General features: G+C 63.3%; 21 protein-coding genes, 1 pseudogene and 1 riboswitch. Of the genes and pseudogenes, 5 read left to right on the forward strand and 17 right to left on the reverse strand.

Annotation, left to right across the window (positions count from 1 at the left end; translation table 11 throughout):
* Positions 1 to 17: 17 nt before the first annotated feature.
* Complete coding sequence (locus HX875_RS17150; protein ID WP_177044068.1) at positions 18 to 1142, forward strand: alkene reductase; 1125 nt, start codon at positions 18 to 20, stop codon at positions 1140 to 1142.
* Between the two features lie 6 nt (positions 1143 to 1148).
* Here the strand turns inward: HX875_RS17150 and HX875_RS17155 are convergent, their stop codons facing one another.
* Positions 1149 to 1754, reverse strand: coding sequence for a glutathione S-transferase (locus tag HX875_RS17155; protein ID WP_177044069.1), 606 nt, complete (start codon positions 1752 to 1754; stop codon positions 1149 to 1151).
* A gap of 101 nt (positions 1755 to 1855) precedes the next feature.
* Between HX875_RS17155 and gcvA the strand changes: the two genes are divergently transcribed.
* Complete coding sequence (gcvA, locus tag HX875_RS17160; protein WP_177044070.1) at positions 1856 to 2755, forward strand: transcriptional regulator GcvA; 900 nt, start codon at positions 1856 to 1858, stop codon at positions 2753 to 2755.
* 14 nt (positions 2756 to 2769) lie between these two features.
* On the opposite strand, the gene HX875_RS17165 is transcribed toward gcvA, so the two are convergent.
* Entirely contained in the window at positions 2770 to 3768 is a 999-nt protein-coding gene (locus HX875_RS17165; protein ID WP_177044071.1) for an NAD(P)H-quinone oxidoreductase, read from the reverse strand.
* A gap of 176 nt (positions 3769 to 3944) precedes the next feature.
* Between HX875_RS17165 and HX875_RS17170 the strand changes: the two genes are divergently transcribed.
* Both HX875_RS17170 and HX875_RS17175 read left to right on the forward strand, forming a co-directional pair.
* Positions 3945 to 4820: a LysR family transcriptional regulator gene (locus HX875_RS17170; protein WP_177044072.1), complete on the forward strand. Its 876-nt coding sequence runs from the start codon at positions 3945 to 3947 to the stop codon at positions 4818 to 4820.
* A gap of 107 nt (positions 4821 to 4927) precedes the next feature.
* The gene (locus HX875_RS17175) at positions 4928 to 5344 is read left to right on the forward strand and encodes a DoxX family protein (protein ID WP_177044073.1); all 417 of its coding nucleotides are present in this window, start codon (positions 4928 to 4930) and stop codon (positions 5342 to 5344) included.
* 48 nt (positions 5345 to 5392) lie between these two features.
* Here HX875_RS17175 and HX875_RS17180 read toward each other — a convergent pair whose 3' ends face one another.
* The 11 genes from HX875_RS17180 to HX875_RS17230 all read right to left on the reverse strand — a co-directional run bounded on the left by HX875_RS17180 (position 5393) and on the right by HX875_RS17230 (position 16635).
* Complete coding sequence (locus tag HX875_RS17180; protein ID WP_177044074.1) at positions 5393 to 6211, reverse strand: alpha/beta fold hydrolase; 819 nt, start codon at positions 6209 to 6211, stop codon at positions 5393 to 5395.
* Between the two features lie 87 nt (positions 6212 to 6298).
* The gene (locus tag HX875_RS17185) at positions 6299 to 7690 is read right to left on the reverse strand and encodes an alginate export family protein (protein WP_177044075.1); all 1392 of its coding nucleotides are present in this window, start codon (positions 7688 to 7690) and stop codon (positions 6299 to 6301) included.
* Positions 7687 to 8583, reverse strand: a complete 897-nt coding sequence (locus HX875_RS17190; RefSeq protein WP_177044076.1) for a glyoxalase — start codon at positions 8581 to 8583, stop codon at positions 7687 to 7689. Before HX875_RS17190 ends, HX875_RS17185 begins: the two co-directional genes overlap by 4 nt.
* 386 nt (positions 8584 to 8969) lie before the next feature.
* The gene (gene mntP, locus HX875_RS17195) at positions 8970 to 9533 is read right to left on the reverse strand and encodes a manganese efflux pump MntP (RefSeq protein ID WP_177044077.1); all 564 of its coding nucleotides are present in this window, start codon (positions 9531 to 9533) and stop codon (positions 8970 to 8972) included.
* 10 nt (positions 9534 to 9543) lie between these two features.
* Positions 9544 to 9712, reverse strand: a riboswitch (yybP-ykoY riboswitch).
* A 71-nt stretch (positions 9713 to 9783) separates the two neighbouring features.
* Entirely contained in the window at positions 9784 to 11256 is a 1473-nt protein-coding gene (locus HX875_RS17200) for an aldehyde dehydrogenase family protein (protein WP_177044078.1), read from the reverse strand.
* Positions 11249 to 12070, reverse strand: a complete 822-nt coding sequence (locus HX875_RS17205) for an ABC transporter permease (protein ID WP_177044079.1) — start codon at positions 12068 to 12070, stop codon at positions 11249 to 11251. Before HX875_RS17205 ends, HX875_RS17200 begins: the two co-directional genes overlap by 8 nt.
* Before the next feature lies 1 nt (position 12071).
* Positions 12072 to 12980 (reverse strand): ABC transporter permease, encoded by a 909-nt coding sequence (locus HX875_RS17210; RefSeq protein ID WP_177044080.1) that lies wholly within the window; start codon positions 12978 to 12980, stop codon positions 12072 to 12074.
* A 31-nt stretch (positions 12981 to 13011) separates the two neighbouring features.
* Entirely contained in the window at positions 13012 to 14154 is a 1143-nt protein-coding gene (locus HX875_RS17215; RefSeq protein WP_177044081.1) for an ABC transporter substrate-binding protein, read from the reverse strand.
* Between the two features lie 33 nt (positions 14155 to 14187).
* On the reverse strand, positions 14188 to 15303 hold the full coding sequence (locus tag HX875_RS17220) for an ABC transporter ATP-binding protein (RefSeq protein WP_177044082.1): 1116 nt from the start codon (positions 15301 to 15303) through the stop codon (positions 14188 to 14190).
* Between the two features lie 109 nt (positions 15304 to 15412).
* The gene (locus HX875_RS17225; protein ID WP_177044083.1) at positions 15413 to 16222 is read right to left on the reverse strand and encodes a response regulator transcription factor; all 810 of its coding nucleotides are present in this window, start codon (positions 16220 to 16222) and stop codon (positions 15413 to 15415) included.
* Between the two features lie 125 nt (positions 16223 to 16347).
* On the reverse strand, positions 16348 to 16635 hold the full coding sequence (locus HX875_RS17230; protein WP_177044084.1) for a hypothetical protein: 288 nt from the start codon (positions 16633 to 16635) through the stop codon (positions 16348 to 16350).
* Between the two features lie 244 nt (positions 16636 to 16879).
* Between HX875_RS17230 and HX875_RS17235 the strand changes: the two are divergent.
* Positions 16880 to 17230, forward strand: a pseudogene (locus tag HX875_RS17235) (type VI secretion IcmF C-terminal domain-containing protein); the annotation flags it as partial.
* 60 nt (positions 17231 to 17290) lie between these two features.
* On the opposite strand, the gene HX875_RS17240 reads toward HX875_RS17235, so the two are convergent.
* From HX875_RS17240 to HX875_RS17255, 4 genes are read right to left on the reverse strand one after another with little or no spacing between them, the layout of a single operon-like run.
* Positions 17291 to 18241, reverse strand: coding sequence for an oligopeptide/dipeptide ABC transporter ATP-binding protein (locus HX875_RS17240; protein ID WP_177044085.1), 951 nt, complete (start codon positions 18239 to 18241; stop codon positions 17291 to 17293).
* Positions 18241 to 19233 carry an ABC transporter ATP-binding protein gene (locus HX875_RS17245; RefSeq protein ID WP_177044086.1) on the reverse strand — a complete coding sequence of 331 codons (993 nt, stop codon included), beginning with the start codon at positions 19231 to 19233 and terminating at the stop codon, positions 18241 to 18243. The genes HX875_RS17240 and HX875_RS17245 overlap by 1 nt, the downstream gene beginning before the upstream one ends.
* Positions 19230 to 20111 (reverse strand): D,D-dipeptide ABC transporter permease, encoded by an 882-nt coding sequence (ddpC, locus tag HX875_RS17250; protein ID WP_371321483.1) that lies wholly within the window; start codon positions 20109 to 20111, stop codon positions 19230 to 19232. Before ddpC ends, HX875_RS17245 begins: the two co-directional genes overlap by 4 nt.
* 19 nt (positions 20112 to 20130) lie before the next feature.
* On the reverse strand, positions 20131 to 21147 hold the full coding sequence (locus tag HX875_RS17255; RefSeq protein WP_177044088.1) for an ABC transporter permease: 1017 nt from the start codon (positions 21145 to 21147) through the stop codon (positions 20131 to 20133).
* Between the last annotated feature and the right edge of the window lie 7 nt (positions 21148 to 21154).

Here is a 21154-nt window from a genome sequence, read left to right on the forward strand (position 1 = left end):
GACTCTGGAACCCACTCATGAGCAACAGCGCTTTAGGCACCCCGATCAAACTGGGGCACCACACCCTGAAAAACCGCATCGTCCTGCCGCCGCTCACGCGCCAGCGAAGCGCCCAGCCCGGCGACATTGCCACGGACTTGATGGCCGTTTATTACCGCCAGCGTGCCACGGCCGGCTTCATGGTCAGCGAGGGTACGCAGATCGAGCCCCGCGGCCAGGGTTATGCCTGGACCCCGGGCATCTACACCCCGGCGCAGATCGACGGCTGGCGCACGGTGACCGATGCGGTGCATGCCGACGGCGGCGTGATCTTCGCCCAGCTTTGGCATGTGGGCCGCGTGTCCCATTACGACCTGCAACCCGACGGTGCAGCACCCGTCGCGCCGTCGGCAATCCAGCCGCAGCAGGCGAAGGCATTCGTGGCAACCGGGCCGGGCACGGGGGAGCTGGTGCAGCCGCCAGAGCCTCGCGCCTTGACTACCGCAGAGGTCAAGGACCTGGTCGGGCTTTACGCCCAGGCTGCAAAAAACGCACTGGCCGCCGGGTTTGACGGTGTAGAGATTCACTCGGCCAACGGCTACCTGGTCAACCAGTTCATCTCGGCGCATTCCAACCAGCGCGAGGACGAGTACGGTGGCTCGCTGCACAATCGCCTGCGCTTCCTGCGGGAAATCGTCGAGGCGGTGGCCGACGTGGTCGGCCCGGAACGCCTGGGTGTGCGCTTTGCGCCGTTGTTCAGCGGCACCGATCAGGACCGGGTTTACATCGGCCTGGTGGAAGAAGACCCGCATCACACCTACATCGAGGCGATCAAGGTACTCGAAGCGGCCGGCATTGCTTATGTGTCGATTGCCGAGGCCGACTGGGACAACGCCCCCGAGCTGCCCGAGTCGTTCCGCCGGGCGGTGCGCGACACCTTCAGCGGTCGCATCATCTACGCCGGCCGCTACACCGCAGAGCGCGGCGTGCGACTGGTAGAGGCGGGGCTGGCAGACCTGATTGCATTTGGTCGACCGTACATTGCCAACCCCGACTTGCCCCAGCGCATTCTCAACGGTTGGCCGCTGAACCCGTTGAACGCTGCCGGCCTGTATGGCGGCACCGAGGTGGGCTTCACTGATTACCCGGTGTACGCCGGGTAAGCCCGACTACTCGACCGGGAATTTGCTGAAGGCCGGATGCTGTTCTGCGCGTGCCGCGTGGCGTTGCAAGTGGGGGAAGGCATCCGCCTTGATCACGTCGGCAATCTTGAGCTGGGTGAAGGACCAGGCGACCGCCGCTGTCAGGCTCGCCTGGGTCAGCGGCGCGTCGCTGTCGCGCTCCGCCACCAACGCCTCCAATAACGAATACGCCGCCAGCAGTTGCCCGGTCACGCGGTCGATCCATGGCTGATGAAGTTTTTCGGCGGGCCGCAGGTGATGTTCGTAGACGATCTGCACGGTCTTTTCGCACGCGGCCAGCGCCAGGCCGATCACTTGCAGGTCCTTGGCAAGCGCCGCTGCTTGCCGGGGCATCAGCTTGTCGCCGCCCGGCGCCAGCGCTTCCAGATACTCGAGGATCAGGCCGGAGTCCATCAACACCGTGCCGTCGTCGAGCACCAGGGTCGGGGCCTTGACCACCGGGTTGATCCTGGAGAAATCATCGAAGGTGCTGAACACCGAGAGTGCCTGGTGTTCAAACGCGACACCGTACAGTTCCAGGGAAATGGCTACGCGGCGTACGTAGGGCGAGTCCAGCATGCCGACCAGTTTCATGAAGCCTCCATTTACCGCAGTGTTAAATTCAGATTACTTTATCGGGGGATCAACCCCTGTAATATCGATCTTTTTTATCATGAAAGGTTAGCCAGGCTTACATGAATGCTTTCCCTCCCTTGACCGCATTGCGCAGTTTCGAAGCCACCTCCCGGCTGGGCAGCGTGACCCTGGCGGCCAAGGAATTGCACGTCACCCATTCGGCGATCAGCCAGCAGATCAAGGCGCTGGAGGAACTGGTCGGCCTCACCCTGTTTGTGCGTGAAGGTCGCGGGCTGCGTGTCAGCGAAGATGGTCGCCTGTATGCACTGCAGATTCGCCAGGCACTCGCGGACATCGAGCATGCCACCCGGACGATCCAGGCCCAGCCGAAAATGGGCGAGTTGGTGGTCGCGGTCATCCCCTCGTTTGCCCGCGCCTGGTTGATCCCCAGGCTGCCGGCGTTTCAGCAGCGCTACCCCGACGTCAACATCCGCCTGCAAGCCAGCCTGACGGTTTCCAACCTGCATCAGGAGTCAGTGGATATCGGCATTCGCATGGGCAAGGGCGAGTGGGACGGCGTGGAGCAGAAGTTGCTGTTTCATGACGAGTTGGTTGTGGTCGCGGCGCCACACTTCAATGGCGGGAAACTGCCGCGCACGCCAGCGCAGATCATCCAGAGCCGGATTATTCACAGCACCGAATCCTGGTTGCCCTGGTGCCAGGCGGCCGGTGTGGACGTGATGGTTGAGCGTCAGGGCCTGTGCAGCAACGATTCAAACCTGGTGCTGGAGGCGGTGCGGCTGGGGCAGGGCATCGCGCTGGATCGGCGCAGCCTGGTGCAGGACGCCATCGGGCGGGGAGAGTTGGTGCAGTTGAGTGAGATCACCGCGCCGTACCCTTACCCGTATTGGCTGGTGTGGCCACCACGGGAGCGTTCGGCGAACAAGCAGCGGGAGTTCTGCGAGTGGTTGTTCGCCGAGGCGCAAACCTATCAGGCCCTGGTGAAAAACCAGGCCTGATACGCAGTGTTTTTTCAGTCCACCCGCAACACAATCTTGCCGATGTGGTCGCCACCCTCCATGCGGGCATGGGCTTGCGCGGCGTCGGTGTAGGCGTACACCTTGTCGATCATCGGCAGGCAACGCCCGGCGGACAGCACCGGCCACACATGCTTGCGCAGTTGCGCGGCAATCGCAGCTTTTTCTTCCCGGGTGCGTGAACGCAGCAACGAGCCGGTGACGATTGCGCGTTTGCCGAGGATCGCCAGCAGGTCGATGTCCTTGGCACGGGCACCGCCCAGGAAACCCAGCATCACCAGCCGACCTTCCATGGCCAGAGCGCTGATGTTGTTGTTCAAGTAGGAGCCACCCATGATGTCGAGGATCACGTTAACGCCCTGGCCCGCGGTTTTTTCAGCGATGACCTCGGCGAAATCCTGTTCCCGGTAGTTGATCGGTTCGGCCCCCAGTTCGCGGATGACCGCACATTTTTCTGCGCTGCCGGCGGTGGCGAACGCTTCGATACCCAGCTCGCGGCAGAGCATCAGCGCGGTGGTGCCGATGCCGCTGGTGCCGCCATGGATCAGTACCCTCTGGCCTTTCTGCGCGCCACCGATGCCAAACAGATTGGCCCACACGGTGAAGAAGGTTTCCGGAATCGCCGCCGCCTGAATCCACTCCATGCCGTCGGGAACCGGCAAGGCCTGGCTGGCGGGCACCACGCAGTACTGCGCATAACCGCCGCCATTGGTCAGGGCGCACACCTTGTCGCCCAGCGCGTACTCGCTGACGCCTTCCCCAAGCGCGACCACCACGCCGGCCACTTCCAGCCCGGGGAACGGGCTCATGCCGGGCTTCATCGGGTAGGTGCCGGCGCGTTGCAGGGCGTCAGGGCGATTGACCCCGGCGGCGTGCACGCGGATCAGCACTTCGCCGGGGCCGGCTACCGGCATGGGCTCCTGGCGGGGTTTCAGGACCTCGGGGCCGCCGGGGCTGGTGATTTCGATCAGGGTCATTTCGTGGGGCAGATTCATTTGAGCGCACCTGTAGCAATGAACGTATGGGTTGGGACCGCGCCCAGTGTCGGGCAGTTCAGCAGGCTGGCGGTCCTGAAGATTTTCTCTGGTGCCCAGCATAGCCGTGATAAGTGATGCAATAATGCTGCGATTACACGTCACGATGATGCAAAAATGCATCGCAAGGGGAAGCCATGAACTGGGACGATGCGCGGGTGTTCCTCGCGGTGTGCCGCGAATCCACATTGCGCGGTGCCGCGCGGGTGCTGGGGGTGGACCAGGCCACTGTGGGCCGCCGGGTCAATGCCTTGGAAAAGTCCCTGAACGCGACGTTGTTCCTGCGCACCTCCGAAGGCTATGCACTCACAGCGGTGGGTGAAGCCGCCTTGCAATCGGTGGAGAGAATGGAGCGCTCGGCCCTCGACCTGGAGCGTCAGGTCCAGGGCCTGGACGACCGCCTGACCGGCACGGTGCGGGTGACCACCACCGACTCCCTGGCCATCGACTTCCTGATCCCGGCCATCGCCCGGCTGCACGACGCGCACCCCGACGTGCGCGTGCAGATGGACGCTTCGACCCAGTTCCTTAACCTGGCCAAACGCGAAGCCGACATCGCCGTGCGCAACACCCGCCCGGACAATCCCGACCTGATCGCCCGGCGTATCGCCCGCTGGCCGGTGGGGCTGTTTGCCTCGCAGGCGTATATCGACCGCTACGGCGCACCGGAGCCGGGCAGCCTGTTCGAAGGACACGACCTGGTGGTGTACCAACCGCACCTGCAAAGCCAGAAAGACCTGACCCTGGTGTCTGAGCCGCTGGGGCGCGGGCGCATCGTCGCGGCCTTGAGTTCCAGCCTGCTGGTGCGCCGCTCCATCGCTGCGGGCCTGGGCATCGGTGAAATCCCGCTGATTTCCGGTGAGAGGGACGGGCTCGTACGCCTGTGGCCGGAGCGTACGCGGCCATTGCCCTACGATGTGTGGCTGGTGACCCATGCCGACTTGCGGCATACCGCGCGGGTGCGGGTGGTCATCGACGAGATCGTCGCGGGGTTTGCCGGCACGGGCGAGTGAGCTGCCAGGTCAGCACATCGCTGCAATTTCCGAGGCGTGCGTCGCCGCACAATCGGCTCCGGTTCCGGCGTAAAAAGGCCGGTGGACGTCACGGGGACAGGTTGCATATGAACGCATCACAACGGGATGAACGGGCACGGGATTTCGGGCTGCTGTTTTTGCGGGTCAGCGGGGGATTGTTCCTGCTGTGGGTCCATGGCCTGCCCAAGCTGCTGGACTATGGCGAACAGTTGAAGGTGATCGAAGATCCCTTCCACCTGGGGGCGAGCGTGACACTGCTGCTGGCGATTTTCGCCGAAGTACTGTGCCCGCTGTTGATCATCGCCGGGGTGCTGGTGCGCCTGGCCTGCTTGCCTATCTTGAGCGTGCTGCTGATCGCGATGCTGGTGGTGCATCCGCAGTGGACGCTGCTCGAAGGGCAGTTTGGCTGGCTGCTGTTGATCATTTTCACCAGCATCCTGATTGCCGGGCCCGGGAAATGGGCGCTCAACCAGCAGTGGGACGGAGTGCTGCGCCAGGCCTGAATAAAAAAGGCCGGGCAAGCCCGGCCAAAAGGAGGTGATGCAATCGGTTCAGCGCTTCAGGAACGCCAGCAGGTCTGCGTTCAAGGCTTCGGCGTGGGTGACCGCGAAGCCGTGTGGCGCATCCTTGTACACCTTCAATTCAGCGTTCTTGATCATCTCGGCAGCCACCTTGCCGGTGGTTTCGAACGGCACGATCTGGTCGCCGTCACCGTGGATGACCAGGGTCGGTACGTCGATTTTGGCCATGTCCGGGCGAAAGTCGGTTTCCGAGAACGCAGTAACGCAATCCACGGTGGACTTGAGCGAGGCGAGCAGGGCGATCTGCAAGGTCTGAGTCAGTACGCCGTCGGAGACTTTCTGGCCCTTGTTGATGCCGAAGAACGGCGTGTTGAAGTCGGAAATGAATTGCGCGCGGTCCTTCAGCAGGCCAGCCTTGATGCCGTCAAACACCTCGGTGGGAACGCCTTGCGGGTAGTCGGTTTTCTGGCCGAACAGCGGCGTCACCGCCCCCAGCAACACCAGCCCGGCCACGCGCGCGCTGCCATGGCGCGCGATGTAGCGGGCGACATCACCACCGCCCATGGAAAAGCCCACCAGGGTCACGTCCTGCAGGTCCAGGTGGTTGATCAGTTCGGCGATATCGTCGGCGAAGGTGTCGTAGTCGTTGCCGGTCCAGGGCTGGTCCGAGCGGCCAAAACCACGTCGGTCAAAGGCGATGGTGCGGTAGCCGCGGCTGCTCAGGTATTCCATCTGGTATTCCCACATGTCGGCGTCCAGCGGCCAGCCGTGGCTGAACAGCACGGGCTTACCGCTGCCCCAGTCCTTGAAGTAGATTTCGGTACCGTCTTTGGTGAGGAATGTGCTCATGGAAACTCCTTGGGTGAGTACGAAGGCAAAGGCTGACTATTGTCGAACAGGCGCCTGCAGCGCTTGTACGGGTGTGCTTGGTTGGGTTTACCAGCTGAACTTGAGTTCGACCCCCAGGTAATTGCTGTCATGGCCGCCTGCATCCCGCAGCGTCTGGCCGACCGCGTAGTGCACGGCCTCGACGGCGCCGGTGAGGTTGGGGGTGAACACGTAATCGGTGCGAACTTGAGCGTAGGCGCCGGTCCAGCGTTCACCCTGGCCTGCGGTGCCGGCAACCGGGAGGTTCGGCTGAGTGTAGACCGCGTCGGCGGTGGTTTGCCGCCAGAGCAGGCCGACGGCGGTCTGCACGCTCAGCCTGGCGATAGGCTTGACGGTGATCGACGGCTTGACGTGAATCAGGTTGCTGTAGCCCGTATATCCCGCCAGGGAAAAGTAGTAGCCATTGGGGAACAGCGGGTTGAACGTACCCACCGTGCCGTCACCGGCGTGGCGGTCGCCCGAGGCAATATCCATCTGCAGGCCCAGGCGCGGTGTCCAGGCCAGGCTGTCGAAGGTGTAGCCCACGCGGCTGCCGCCACCCCAGGCGCGAATATCCTTGTGGCCCACCGAGCCACCTTGCAGCATGGCTTCAATGTCCCAATCGAAGCCCAGGGCCGCGCCCCCCAGCCGGGCGTCGAACAACTGACGAGTCTCATCGCCGTCGCCGTCCAGATAGTGGGCATCGCTGCGTTCATACACCCCGTAATAAGCCGACAGCTCATTTTTGCCACCCACCAGCCGCTCCACCCGCAGCATGTGAAACTGCATGTCAGCGTTGGATTTATCGTCGAAGTGCCGCTCGTCCTGGTACTGCACCGGGTGGCTGGCGATCCCGATAAAACGCCAGTCACGGGTTTCCCAGTCGGCCCACAGGGCATCAAAGGACTGGCGCACATTCGGCCCGTCCCGCGACGAGATGAAACGCTGCAAGTCGAAGGCGAAGTCCTGCCGGCCAACACGGCCCTTGAACGTGCCGGCACTGAAGGTGTTGATGTATTCGGCAAAGGCCAGGCGCAGGTCGACGCGGTTCTGGTCGGCGCCACCGATTGAGGTTTTGTCATAGGCCCGGGCATCTTCCAACTGGGTGAACACGCGCCAGTTTTCATTCAGGTGCAGGTCGGCATGCACCTGGAACCGCTGGATCAGGTACCGGTCGCGGGCTACGTTTTTCACACCGAAACCGCTGGCGTCGTTCATCTCGAAGCGCTCACGCAAGGTCGCGCCCAGGGACAGGTAGGTGAACGGGTTGGCAGCGGACAGCGGGATGTACTTGAGGTTGTCCAGCGGCTGCGTACGCAGCGCCGGGTCCTTGAGCATCGACCAGTCTTCCTGCCAGCGGTTGGCCTTGATCGCCGGGCGCGTCGGTTGGTCGTCAGCGTGGACGCCGCCAGCCAGCAGCGGCCACAGCACCGCGAGGCCCCAGCCTGTGCGGCGGATCATCTTGCCCCGCTGAACTGGTGAATCTCCGCGACGTAACCGCCCGGGAATTCCACCAGCGCGCTGCGCCGGCCCTTGGTGTCAAACGCCGGGACCAGCACCCGGGCACCGGAGCCAGTGGCTTTACCCAGGGTGTCGGTCAGGTCGGCCACTTGATAGCCGGTGGTTTCATGGCCGAAGGGGTAGGGCAGTTGGCCGTTGGTGACCAAAACGGCCATGCGCCCGAACGGCGACTCGATGTCCACGCGGCGGTAGCTGCCACTGGCCTGGCCGATATCGACCCCTGGGGCATGCTTGTCATCGGCCAGGACCTTGCCGTGGGAAAACCCGACGAAGGACTTGATGAAGGCGTCGGCGCGATCGCTGGAGACGTACACCCGGTTTTCCGGCACGGTCTGGAACGCCGCGTAATCCGGGGTCTTGGTGTGCCAGTAGAGCTGCATGTTGACGCCGCCCGGCCACTGGATCACGGCATCACGGCCGATGGGGTCAGGAAAATCACTCACGATCACCGCCGCTCCGTTGGCGCGGGCCGCCTTGAGCGCCGCGTCCATGTCCTTGACCAGGTAGCCGTTGCGCTCCTGGCCGAACGGGTGCGGGACGGGTGTGGTGAAGCCGAACAGCGACACCGTGCCCGCCGGCGTCTGCAGCAGTTGCGAGGTGCTGCTGCTGGGCACCGGCAGTACATTCACCACCACCTGAAGCGTGCTTTTTCCGCCGAAGGTGGCGAGAAAACTCTGGGCAAAGCGGTCCACATCGGCCGGGGCGACGTAGACGTGACTGGTGTCGTACTGCGGCGCCACGGCCACATTCGGTGTTGCCGCCCACGCGCTGCCCATCATCTGCGCGCCCAGCAGCGTCAAGGCCAGGGATATCGTCGTGACTTTCTTGCACATGCCCATTCTCCAGCACTTTTCAGCGTGATCGAAAAGTCACCAGCTTAGGGGCCGGGCTGCCCTGCAGATTGTATGGACGTGCTCGGTTGAACAGTTCAGCGTCTATGCGGGTCAACTGACTTCAACCGTCTGAACGCACAGGTGAACGAAATGGCCAAGACTTACCTCCGAGCGCATGCTCGAGGGCGATGTTAAGTATCGGTTTGTGATCGACATCGACAGCCTGAAGAAAGAAAAACACGCAGCCTGAGTTACGCTCGATAAGTTGCAGTAGATCCAGTGTGGGAGCTGGCTTGCCTGCGATGGCGATGTATCAGTCGACATCATTGTTGACTGACACTCCGTTATCGCAGGCAAGCCAGCTCCCACATTTTGGTATGGGTTGATCAGGCCGACAGGTGCTCATACAAAATCGTCGCACCCACCAGCATCAACACCACGCCGCCGACCATCTCGGCGCGCTTGCCCACCACCGTGCCCAGCACCCGGCCGAGCATCATGCCGATAGTCACCATGGTCATCGTCGCGAGACCGATAGCCGCCGCGGCCACCAGGATATTCACATCGACAAATGCCAGGCCCACACCCACGGCCAGGGCATCAATGCTGGTGGCAAACGCGGTGACTGCAAGGATCATGAACGAGTGCTGGGTCGGTTTCTCTTCCTCAGGATCATCCGCCTTCAGGCCGTTGTAGATCATGTGCAGGCCCAGGGCGACCAGCAGGGTGAAGGCGATCCAGTGGTCCCACTGTTCCACCCAGCGGGTGGCAGCCTGGCCGATGGCCCAGCCGATAATCGGCGTGATGGCTTCAATCACACCAAAGATCAGGCCGGCCCGCAGGGCTTCGGTCAAGCGTGGTTTGTGCAGGCTGGAGCCTTTGCCGATGGCTGCCGCAAAGGCGTCCGTGGACATGGCCAGGGCGAGAAGAATCAGGGAAATGGGGTTCACGGTAAGGCTTCCAGTCGGGCTATATGAGTCAACGACACAGCCACACGCCCGACTTCAGGCATGGATGTGTCGCTGGTCTCACCAACCAAAATGGTGTTCGCACCACGGCATGTTGCCGAGAATGTTGATACGAACGCTTCGAGAATCCGAAGCAGGCTACTCCCCAACGAGGTGGCAGATCATAGCCTTGCGGATATGAAAATCTTGTTAAATACGTGACCCCATCTCTCTGATAATCCTGCAAACCGTTTCAGTTCAGGTACCAGCCCCACGGCTCCTCACTGATGTACTCCGTCACCTGCTTGACCTCCAGGTAATTGTGCAAGCCCCATTCCCCCAGCTCACGCCCGATCCCGCTGTGCTTCATCCCGCCCCACGGCGCCTCGACGAAGGTCGGTTGCGAGCAGTTGACCCACACGATCCCCGCCCGCAGTTGATTGGCAACCCGCGCCGTGCGTGCCAGGTCGGCACTCATCACCGCGGCTGCCAAACCGAAGCGGCTGGCATTCGCCATCTGCAGGGCCTGCTCTTCAGTCTTGAACCGCTTGACGCACAGCACCGGCCCAAACACTTCTTCGCGCCAGAGGATGCTGTTGAGCGCCGGCTCGTCAAAGATTGCAGGCTCGATGAAATACCCACGCTCCAGGTGCGCCGGGCGCCGGCCTCCGGTCAGCAGGCGGGCGCCGCTGGCCAGGCCCTGGTCGATAAAACCCAGGACCTTTTCATGCTGCCCCTGGCTGACCAGCGGCCCCAGCAATACGCCCGGCTCCATGCCCGAACCGATGGTGATCTTGCGGGTTTCTTCCACCAGCCGTTCGATCAGGCGCGAGGCGATGGTTTCCTGCACCAGCAAGCGTGAAGTGGCGCTGCACACCTGGCCCTGGTTCCAGAAAATCCCGAACAGAATCCATTCCACGGCGGCTTCAATATCGGCATCGTCGAACACAATGAACGCCGATTTACCGCCCAGTTCCAGGCTGATGTTCTTGATGTCGCGGGCCGCCGCCGCCATGATTTTTGCCCCGGTGGGCACGCTGCCGGTGAAGGCCAGCTTGTCGACCCCGGGGTGTTCGGTCAGTGGGCTGCCGGCGTCCTGGCCCAGGCCGGTGACTACGTTCAACACCCCGGCGGGCAGGCCGATACGGTCGGCGGCTGCGGCCAGTTCCAGGGCGGTCAGGGGCGTCAGCTCAGAAGGTTTCAACACGACGGTGGCACCGGCCGCCAGGGCCGGCGCGACCTTCCACGCGGCCATCAGCAGTGGGTAGTTCCAGGGAATGATTTGCCCGGCCACGCCAATCGCCTCGTGGCGAATACGGCAACGAAAGCGCGCGTCAGGCAGCGCCAGTGGCTGGTCCTGGCGCTGGTCCAGCTCCCGCGCCAGGCCGGCGTAATAGCGAAAGCAGCCAATCGCATCGCCCACGTCCCATTGGGCTTCGGGCAAGGGCTTGCCGTTGTCGCGCACTTCCAGTTCCGCCAACGCCGGCTGCGCGTGTTCCAGCTCGTCCGCCAGGGCGTCGAGCCACTGGCCGCGCTCGGCGCCGCTGGTCTGGCTCCAGCCATTGTCGAAGGCGCGGCGGGCGGCGCGCACGGCGTGGTCGATGTCTTCTTCGGTGCTGGCGGCCACGCGTGCGAAGGCCTGCTCGGTGGCCGGGTCGATCACGTCGAGGTAGCCGCCCAGGTCCGGGCTGACCCACTCGCCATTGATATAAAGTTGATCACGCATGGTGAGGCTCCTGGATACGGCGGTTTTGCAGGTGGCGAGACGTAAACAGCAAGGCCAGCGAGAGGCAGATGATCACCGTCGAGACTGCATTGATCTCCGGTGTGACCCCACGCCGGATTGAGGAAAAGATGTAGATCGGCAAGGTGGTCTCCGAGCCTGCGACGAAGAACGCGATGATGAAATCGTCGAAGCTGAAGGTGAACGCCAGCAGGAATCCGGCCATGATTGCCGGGCTGATCTGGGGCAGGGTCACCCGCCAGAAGGTCTGCATCGGCGGCGCATACAGGTCGGCAGACGCCTCCAGCAGCGCCTTGTCCAGGGTGTCGACGCGGCTGCGCACGATCACCATCACCAGCGCCATGGTGAACAGCGAGTGGGCGGCGATCACCGTGAAGAAGCCCATGTTCAAACGCGGCAGGCTGGGCATCCAGCTCGCCAGCAGCGGGTTGATCACATCGAAGAGGCTGATGAAGGCGATCAACGTCGAGATACCGATGACGATGCCGGGCACGATGATCGCGCAGTAGGTCAGGGCGTCAAACAGCAGCCGCACCTTGGCCCCGGCACGCTGCAAGCCGAACACCGCCAGGGTGCCGAACAGCGTGGCGATCAACGCCGAGCACGTGGCGATAAATGCACTGTGCCCGAGGGCTTCCATGATGAACGGGTTGCCAAAGGCCCGGCCGAACCACTGCACCGAGCAGCACTCGAACGCCAGGCCACTGCGCCCGGCATTGAAGCTGAACAGCACGATCAAGGCGATCGGCGCATACAGAAACAGGTACAGCGAAGTCGAATAGCTGCGCAGCCACATGTCACAAGCCTCCGTCGGCAGGGCGGCCGCCGTAGCGTGCCACCAGCTTCAAATACACGCCGATGATCAGCAGCATCATCGCCACCAGGGTCATCGCCAGCGCACTGCCGAACGGCCAGTTACGCGATTGCAGGAACAGGTCCACCAGGGCATTGCCGACAAAAAACACCTTGCCGCCGCCGAGGATGGCCGGGATCAGGAACTCGCCCATCAACAGGATGAACACCAGCATTACCCCGGTGATGATTCCCGGCGCGGACAGCGGCAGGGTGATCCGGCGAAAGCTTTCAAAGGCGCTGGCGCCCAGGTCTGCCGAGGCTTCCAGCAGGCGTTTGTCGAGTTTTTCCAGGCTGACGTAGATCGGGAACACCATCAGCGGCAGGTAGCCGTAGACGATCCCGATCAGTACCGCCCAGGGCGTGTTGATCAACCGCACATCTTCCAGGCCCAGGCTCGCCAGCAGGGCCGGGATGCCCTTGCCGCTGAGGAGGAAGATCCAGGCGTAGGTGCGGATCAGGAAGCTGGTCCAGAACGGTACGATCACCAGGGTCAGCAGCAGCGAGCGGTTCTTGCTGACCTTGACCGCCAGGAAGTACGCCAGCGGATAGGCCGCCACCAGGCACACCAGCGTACCCAGTGGCGCCAGCATCAGCGTGTTGCCGAAGGCCGCGGCCCGTGAACCAAGGTTCAGGTAGTTGGCCAGGGTGAAGCCACCCGCGTAGCCGCCTACGGCACTGCGGTCGCCAAAGCTGAAGACCAGGATGATCACCAGCGGCATCAACAACAGCAGCAGGAACCACAGGGTCGACGGCAACAGCATCAGCAGGGTGATACGCCGTCCCAGGTTGCGCCGCTGGCGGGCGGCAAGGGGCAGGGCGGTCACCGTGGAAGGGTGAGTGGCGGCGTTCATGGGGGACTCCTCAGTGGCCATGGCTGGGTGATCAGGCGGACTTGAATCGCGCCATCAACTCGGCCCGGGCCGGGCTGGTCAGCGTCGCCGCCGCGCCAAATTCCAGCGGGCTCAACGCCTCGGCGGCCGGGTACATGATCGGATCGTCGAGCATCGCCACCGGCAACAACGCGTCCACCCGCTTGTCACCGCTCGGGTAGCCATGGCTCAACACTTCCAGCTTGTTGTGCTGCGGGTCCAGCAGGTAGTTGATGAAGGCATAGGCTGCGTCCTTGTGCTCCGAGCTCTTGGGAATCGCGAAGAAGTCGCTCCACAATTCGCCGCCTTCCTTGCCCAACTCAAAGTGCATCTGCGGCAGGTCGCGGTGCAACTGCGAGGCGTCGCCGGTCCAGGACATCGCCAGCCAGGCATCACCGCTGCGCATCGAGGGCTGGATGTCGGAGTTGATCGCGAACAAATGCGGCTTGACCTGGATCAGCAGTTTTTCAGCATCGGCCAGCTCTTTGGGGTCCAGCGAGTTGAAGCTGTAGCCGAAGCTCTTCAGGGCGTTGCCGATGGCGGTCAACTGGTAGTCGTGGACCATCGTGCGCCCACTGGCCGGGCCCTGGGCCATGTCCCAGAATTGCTTCCAGCTGGTGGGGCCGTTCTTTAGCTTTTCGGTGTCGTAGCACATGCCGGTGGTGCCCCAGTTTTTCGGCACCGCATACACCTTGCCGTCCACCGTGCCCTGGGCGATGAATTTCTGCTGGAAGTCCGAGGCATCGAAATTGGGGATGCGCGACAGGTCCAGCGGTTCGATCAAACCCAGGCCCACATAGGTGCTGATGGTGTAGTTGGTGGGCACCAGCACGTCCCAGCCGCTGCCGCCGGCCTGCAGTTTGGCGAGCATTTCTTCGTTGGAGCCGAACACACTCATGGACACCCGTGCGCCGGTGGCCTTGGCGAAATTGTCGAGGTTTTCCTGGCTGTGGTAATTGGGCCAGGTGGCCAGGGACAGGCGATCACCGAGCTTGGCCTGTTCGGCGGCCTCGGCGGTGGAGGTCAGCAGCCCCGGCATGTTCGTGGCGACCACCGCGGCGGCCAGCCCCAGCCCGGTACGGCCAAGGAACTCACGACGGCTGATGGAACCGTTCTGCCAGCTGCGCAGGGTTTTGAGAAAGGTCTTCTGGTCCATGACACGCTCCACATTCGTTGGATAAAAGGTGATTTACAACGCCATGGCCAACCCATTGGCGTGATCCCAGCCGACGCTGACCGCTGCGCCGTGTTCGAACGCCTGCGGGCCTTGATCCTGCTGGCGTGGCACTCGCACGCAGACCACGCCAAAGGCTTGGGTGCGCACGCGGTATTCGGTGGAGTTGCCCAGGTAGATGCGGTCTTCGACGCAACCCGGCAGTGTGACTTCCCGAGCCAGGTCTGCACTGGCACCGGCAATGCTGATCAGCTCCGGGCGCACCGCGATGCAGCCTTCGGCATCCGCATTCAGGCTTTTGCCGGTGGGGGTGAGCGGGCTGGTCAGCTCCAGGCCCTGGGCGGTGCGCAACACCACCGAGTTGCCCTGCAGGCGGCGCACCGTGCCGTTGAACAGGTTGGACTCGCCGATAAAGTCGGCGACGTAACGGCTGGCCGGCGTCTCGTAGAGTTGTTCCGGGGTGGCGGTCTGGATGATCGAACCGTTGTGCATCACGCTGATGCTGTCGCTCATCGACAGCGCTTCTTCCTGGTCATGGGTCACCAGCACGAAGGTGATGCCGACTTCACGCTGCAAGCGCAGCAGTTCCGATTGCATCTCCTTGCGCAGCTTGCGGTCCAGGGCGGCCAGGGGCTCATCCAGCAGTAACACCGTAGGCTTGTTCACCAGCGCCCGGGCCAGGGCTACACGCTGCTGCTGGCCGCCGGACAGTTCGCTGGGCTTGCGTTGGCCGAAGCCGCTCAGGCGCACCATCTCCAGGGCTTCATCGGCCATGCGTGCCTGGGTTTTCTTGTCGGGGCGCGGGGTGCGATAGCGCAGGCCATAGGCAATGTTCTGCGCCACGCTGAGGTGCGGGAACAGCGCGTAATGCTGGAACACCATGTTCACCGGGCGCTCGAAGGCGGGCACCCCGGCGACGTTTTTGCCGGCCAGGCGCACCTCGCCGCTGGTGGGCTGCTCGAAGCCGGCGATCATGCGCAGGGTGGTGGTCTTGCCGCAGCCCGAGCCGCCGAGGAAGGAGTGGAACGAGCCACGCCGCACCGAGAAATCCAGGCCATTGACGGCCTGCACCTCGCCGTAGCGTTTGACCACGTTGCAGAATTCGATGTCGCTTGGCGAAGTGTCGTTCACGGTCCGGCTTCCTCGATGTGCAGTGATGACTCATTGCGTCGAGGGCCAAACTAGCAATCGGGGTTTTACGCTGTATATATCCCTTGGGGGATAGAGTCGCTTTCAGGCATCAGGCCACGGCCACCAGTTCCTGGCCGGTGAGGTCGCGGATAAACAGGCCAAGCAGTTCCGACTGGCTGCCGATGCCGAGCTTGGCGTAGATGTTCTTGCGGTGAATCTTCACCGTGCCCGGGCTGATGCTCAGTTGCTCCGCCACCGAAGCGCTGGAGTGCCCGCGCAACAACAGTTGCACGATCTCCTGTTCGCGCCCGGTGAGGATGTGGGCACCGAACTGATCGAAGGCTTCGCGGATCTTGAAGTCCAGGTCCTGGGCCGGTCGCGGCTGTTGCGCCTGGCGCAGGCGCCAGGCCTCGTTGATCACCTGTTCCACCACCGCCTGGGCGCATTCGATCAACTGCATCTCGTCGCGACTGAACGCGCAACTGGCGGTGGAGCGCATCAGCGACAACACCGCCGTGGCGCCGCCGCCGAGGTCGACAAAAAACGCCACTTCTTCCGCCAGCCCGGTTTGCTGGTAATAGGTCAGGTAATACTCGCCGAGGTAGAAGTGGTCCGGCGCAAACTGCCGCAACCGCCACAGCCCCGGCGCCTGCCCGCGGGTGCAGGCGAGGTAGAACGGGTCCAGCAGGTACGGGCCGCACTGGTAGTCATCGACATACACCCCGCGCTTGTCGGCGCAGAAGGTATCGAACATCGCCAGCGGCCGGTGATTGCCTTCGTAGACAAACAGAACGAAATGATCCACCGGGCAGATCTGCCGCAACCAGTGGCTCAGGCCCGAGAGCCGAGGGTGGCCGGCGGGCAGGTCCAGCAGGTGGGCGACACCGGAGGTCCAGAGTTTCAGTTCCTTGGGGCGCATGGGGAATTCAGGTGGTAGGGGAGTGGCGACAGATGCACGAATTGCGCCATGGGGTGCGGGGGCCGCAGGGGCGGGAGGAAGCGGGGCCCCGTTGCGGTGAAGGTGCACTGCAATGGGGCCGGGTGTTACCGAGTGCTACATTTTTGTTTCTGACTGGCCACGATCAAGGCTGGAACTGCGCCTGTTGCCAGCCACACATCATTGACACTCAGGAGCCCTGCAATCTCGGCGATACGTCGCTTGGGGATGCCGCGCATAAACCAATTATTCAGGCACTGGGGGCTGACGTTTAGAAACTCGGAAAACGCCATCGGGGAAATGCTGCATTCGTGGAGCAGCGTTCGCAGGCGCTCACCTGATTGTCTGTTGACGGATTTAGGGTGGGTTTTCTGGTTCATGACGTCCTGTGTCATGCGTCCTCCTTTCGCCGTTCGTGTGGGGGGTTGCAGCGCACGGCGTAGCGATCTGCTGGTGTCGTGTATTGGTTCCGTACAGCGGCGTTACGGGCACCGTGTTGTAGGGATTAGCGCATTTTTTCGGTGCTGGCTCGTTAATAGATGGGGGAGTGGCGTTTTTAAGGAAGGTCTGTCGGAAATTGCGTTTTGTCTTGTAGGACGGGTTGCCCCCAACGAGAGGTCATGGGGGGATACGCGCTTGAGCAGTGTGTTGAGTGTCGACGGGCAGATGATCCCCTACAGCCACGGGCCGCTCCAACGCACCGGCCTGGTCTGGCCCAACACGTTGGGCAGCGTCAGTGGCAGCCAATTGACGTTGGTCCACACCACCGGAAACACCGCCACTCTTGGCCAGCGGGGGCCTTGGTCATTGTTCCGGTTGCTGAGTCGTGGCCAGCTCAACGGTCGCACGCCCACCAGTGTTGATCTGACATTCATGGTGGCGGACGGGCTCATGCGGTATCGGGTCAGCGCGGAAAAGGCCAACAACCCGATCACCCAGCGCAGCTTTGAAGGGTTTGTATTGCCAAGGACCTTACTGGTCGAGCGCTGAAGCATTGCCGATGGAGGGAACCTCTGCCACCCAGGCAGAGGCCACGCTCGACTCAAGGCCTCACGGATGCTCCAGATGACACCGCACCTGCTGACTCATCCCCCCCGTCAACCGCTGCGGCCGCTCACACCCTTTGGTGCGCCTAGGGCAGCGGTCGAGAAAGAAACACCCGGCCGGCAACACCCGGTTCCCCGGCAGCTCCGTCGGCGCACTGACGTAGGCATCATCCAGCGCCACCCCAAGCTTGGGCACCGCTTCCAATAGCAGCTGGGTATACGGATGCTTCGGCTGTTCCAGCACCTGCTCGGCACACCCCAGTTCCACAATCTGCCCCAGGTACATCACCGCCACCCGGTCGGCCATGTGCCGCACCACGGAAACGTTGTGGGAGATCAGGATATAGGTCAGCCCCAGCCGCCGTTGCAGCTCGGCCAGCAGGTTGAGGATCTGCGCCTGCACCGAGATGTCCAGCGCCGAGGTGGGCTCGTCCAGCACCAGGATGCTCGGGTTGGACGCCAGGGCGCGGGCGATGGCGATGCGTTGCCGTTGGCCCCCGGAGAACTGGTGCGGGTAGCGGTCCAGGTATTCGGCGCGGATGCCCACTTGGGCGGCGACCTTGGCGGCGATGGTGCGCATTTCGCTCTTGGGCGTGTCGCCGAGGGCGTACAGCGGTTCGGTGATGATTTTCCAGATGGGCAGCCGCGGGTCGAGGGACGATTGCGGGTCCTGGAACACGATCTGTACGTGGCGGTGGCGTTCCCGGGCGCTTTCGTAGACCCAGTCGACTTCGCCATCGCTGGGCTTGACCAAGCCCATCAGCAGTTGGGCGAGGGTGCTTTTGCCACAGCCGGATTCGCCGACAATGCCCAGGGTTTCCCCTCGGCGCACTTGCAGGTCGATGCCGTTGAGGGCGTGGGCGTAACCGCGCGGGCGGCCCAGCCAGTCGGTTTTTACCGGGAATTTGACCCGTACATCTCGCAGGGCCAGCAGTGAATCCTGGGACACTGTCATTACACCGACTCCCCGGCAGTCAGCCAGCACGCACTTTTGCGGGTGCCGGCAGGGTTGATCAGATCCAGGCGCGGGCGCGTGGTGCATTGGCTCATGGCCTGTGGGCAGCGTTCGCGAAAGGTGCAGCCTGAGGGCAGGGCGGCCAGGTTGGGCACCTGGCCGGGGATGGTCAGCAGGTCGTCGCCGGGTTTCACCTGTTCCGGCAAACCGCTGAGCAGGCCCTGGGTGTAGGGGTGGCGCGGGTCGCTCATGACTTGGGCGGTGGGGCCTTCTTCCACCACGGCGCCGGTGTACATCACGTAGACCCGGTCGCAGAACTGCGAGACCACGGCCATGTCGTGGGTGATCAGCAAAATCGCAGTGCCGCGTTCCCGGGCTTTTTCCCGCAGTAGCAACAGCACCTGGCGTTGCACGGTGACGTCGAGGGCGGTGGTGGGTTCGTCGGCGATCAGCAGCTGTGGGTCGCAGGAGAACGCCAGGGCGATCATCACTCGCTGGCGCATGCCGCCGGAGAGTTCGAAAGGGTAGCTGTCGAGCACCTGTTCGGGGTCAGCGATGTGCATGTCCCGCAGCAGCGCGATGGCCTTGGCGCGGGCGTCGGCCTTGCTCAGGCGCTGGTGATGGATGATCACGTCGAGCATCTGCCGGCCGATGCGCCGGGTCGGGTTCAACGCGGTCATTGGCTCCTGGAAGATCATCGCCGCGTCACGCCCGCGAATCTGCAACAGCTCTTTCTCGCTCGCAGCCAGCATGTCGCGGCCGAGCATCTGCAGGCTGCCGGCGGTGATCCGGTAACTGCGCTCCGGCAGCAGGCGCAGGCTGAGCATCGCGGTGACGGATTTGCCGGAACCGGACTCACCCACCACGCCGACGACTTCGCCGGGGTTGACGTGCAAGGACACGCCGTTGAGGGCCTGGACGTTATTGCGGTAAGCCGGGAACTCCAGGCTCAGGTTGTCGATGGCAAGCACTGCCGGGCTGGACATGGTCATTTCCCCTGTTGCCGTGGGTCGAGCAGGTCACGAACACCGTCACCCAGCAGGTTGAAACCGGTGGCGGTGACCAGGATCGCCAGCCCCGGGAAGGTGGAATACCACCAGTTATCGAGGATGAAATTGCGCCCGGTGGCGACCATCGCGCCCCATTCGGCGGTGGGCTGTTGCGCACCGAGGCCGATGAAACCCAGGGCCGAGGCCATCAGGATCGCGCTGCCGATGTCCAGGCTCAGTTGCACCAGCAATGGCGGCATGGCGTTGCGGCCCACGTGCCATGACACGATGTGCCAGCGCCCGGCGCCGAAGGTCTGGGACGCCTTGACGTAGCCCATCTGCCGAATGCTCAGGGCCTGGCCGCGAGCCAGGCGCACATAGAACGGAATGCGCACCACGGTGATCGCCAGCATCGCGTTGAACAGGCTCGGGCCAAGGGCTGCGGCCAGGGCCATGATCAGCACCAGGGACGGCACCGACAGCATGATGTCCATCAGGCGCATGATCAGGCTGTCGAACCGCCCGCCGATAATCCCCGACAGACAGCCCAGCAACCCGCCCATCAGGCAGGACGAAAACGCCACGAACAGGCCGACGCCCACCGACTGGCGGCTGCCGTACAGCACCCGGCTGAACAGGTCGCGGCCGACTTCATCGGTGCCAAACCAGTGTTCGGCCGAAGGTTCGGCCAGGCGCTGGGCCAGGTTGAGGGCATTGGGATCATGGCTGGCCAGCCACGGCGCGAAAGCCATGCAGATCAGCACGATCAGGGTGATGGTCAGGCCGGCAATGGTCAGCGGGCTGCGGCCTATTTGATAGCCCAGGTATTCCATTCGCGCGCGCCAGGTGGGGCGCTGCTCCAGGGGCACCGGTACGGGCATTGTCACGGGTGCGGTCATCTCAATTCACCTCGCCGATGCGCGGGTCGACCACGCGGTAGAGCAGGTCGATCAGCATGTTCAGCAGTACATAAATAAACGACACCATGATCGCGAAGCCCATCACCGCCGGGAAATCCAGGGACTGGATCGACTTCACCACATAGGCGCCCATGCCCGGCCAGGCGAACACGGTTTCTGTCAGCACGGCGCCGTAGAGCAGGTCGCCGAGGGTCAGGCCGAGCACGGTGATCGACGGGATCAGCGCGTTGGGCAGGGCGTGACGCAGGATCACCGCCCAGCGCGACAAACCGTAGGCGCGGGCGGTGCGGATGTAGTCCTCGCCCAACTGGTCAAGCATCGCCGAGCGGATCTGCCGAGCGACCACGCCGAGGTTGACGAATCCCAGGGTCACAGCGGGCAGGATCAGGTGCTGCAGGGCGTTGAGGAACAGCGGGATATCGCCGGCCAGCAGCGAGTCGATCAGGTAGAACCCGGTGATGGTGCGCGGCGGCTCAAGGCCCTCGTCCAGCCGACCGCTGCCGGGCAGCCAGCCGAGCTGGCCGTAGAACAACACGATCAAGCCCAGGCCCAGCCAGAAAGCCGGGGTGGAAATACCGGTGACCGCCAGCGTTCGGGCGATCTGGTCGATGGCGCGGTTGTGGTAGACCGCTGACAGCACGCCAAGGGGCACACCCACCAGCACCGAGAGCAGCAGGGCGGCCACCGCCAGCTCCAGGGTCGCGGGGAAGAAGGCTTTCAGGTCTTCAAGCACCGGGCGGCTGGTGCGGATCGAGGTGCCGAGGTCGCCGTGCAGCAGGTCGCTCATGTAGCGGCCATATTGCTGGTACAGCGGCAGGTCGAGGCCGAGTTGATGGCGGATGTTCTCGACGATGGCGTCGCTGGCCCGGTCGCCGGCAATCAGGCGCGCCGGGTCACCCGGGATCAGGTGGGAGATGCAAAAGGTAATCAGCGAAACGCCGACGACGACCAGAATCAGGCCGAACAGGCGTTTGCGCAACATATTCAGGAAGGCCATGAGGCAC

Origin of the sequence: Pseudomonas yamanorum (assembly GCF_013386765.1) — a bacterium.
GTDB classification, from domain to species: domain Bacteria; phylum Pseudomonadota; class Gammaproteobacteria; order Pseudomonadales; family Pseudomonadaceae; genus Aquipseudomonas; species Aquipseudomonas yamanorum_A.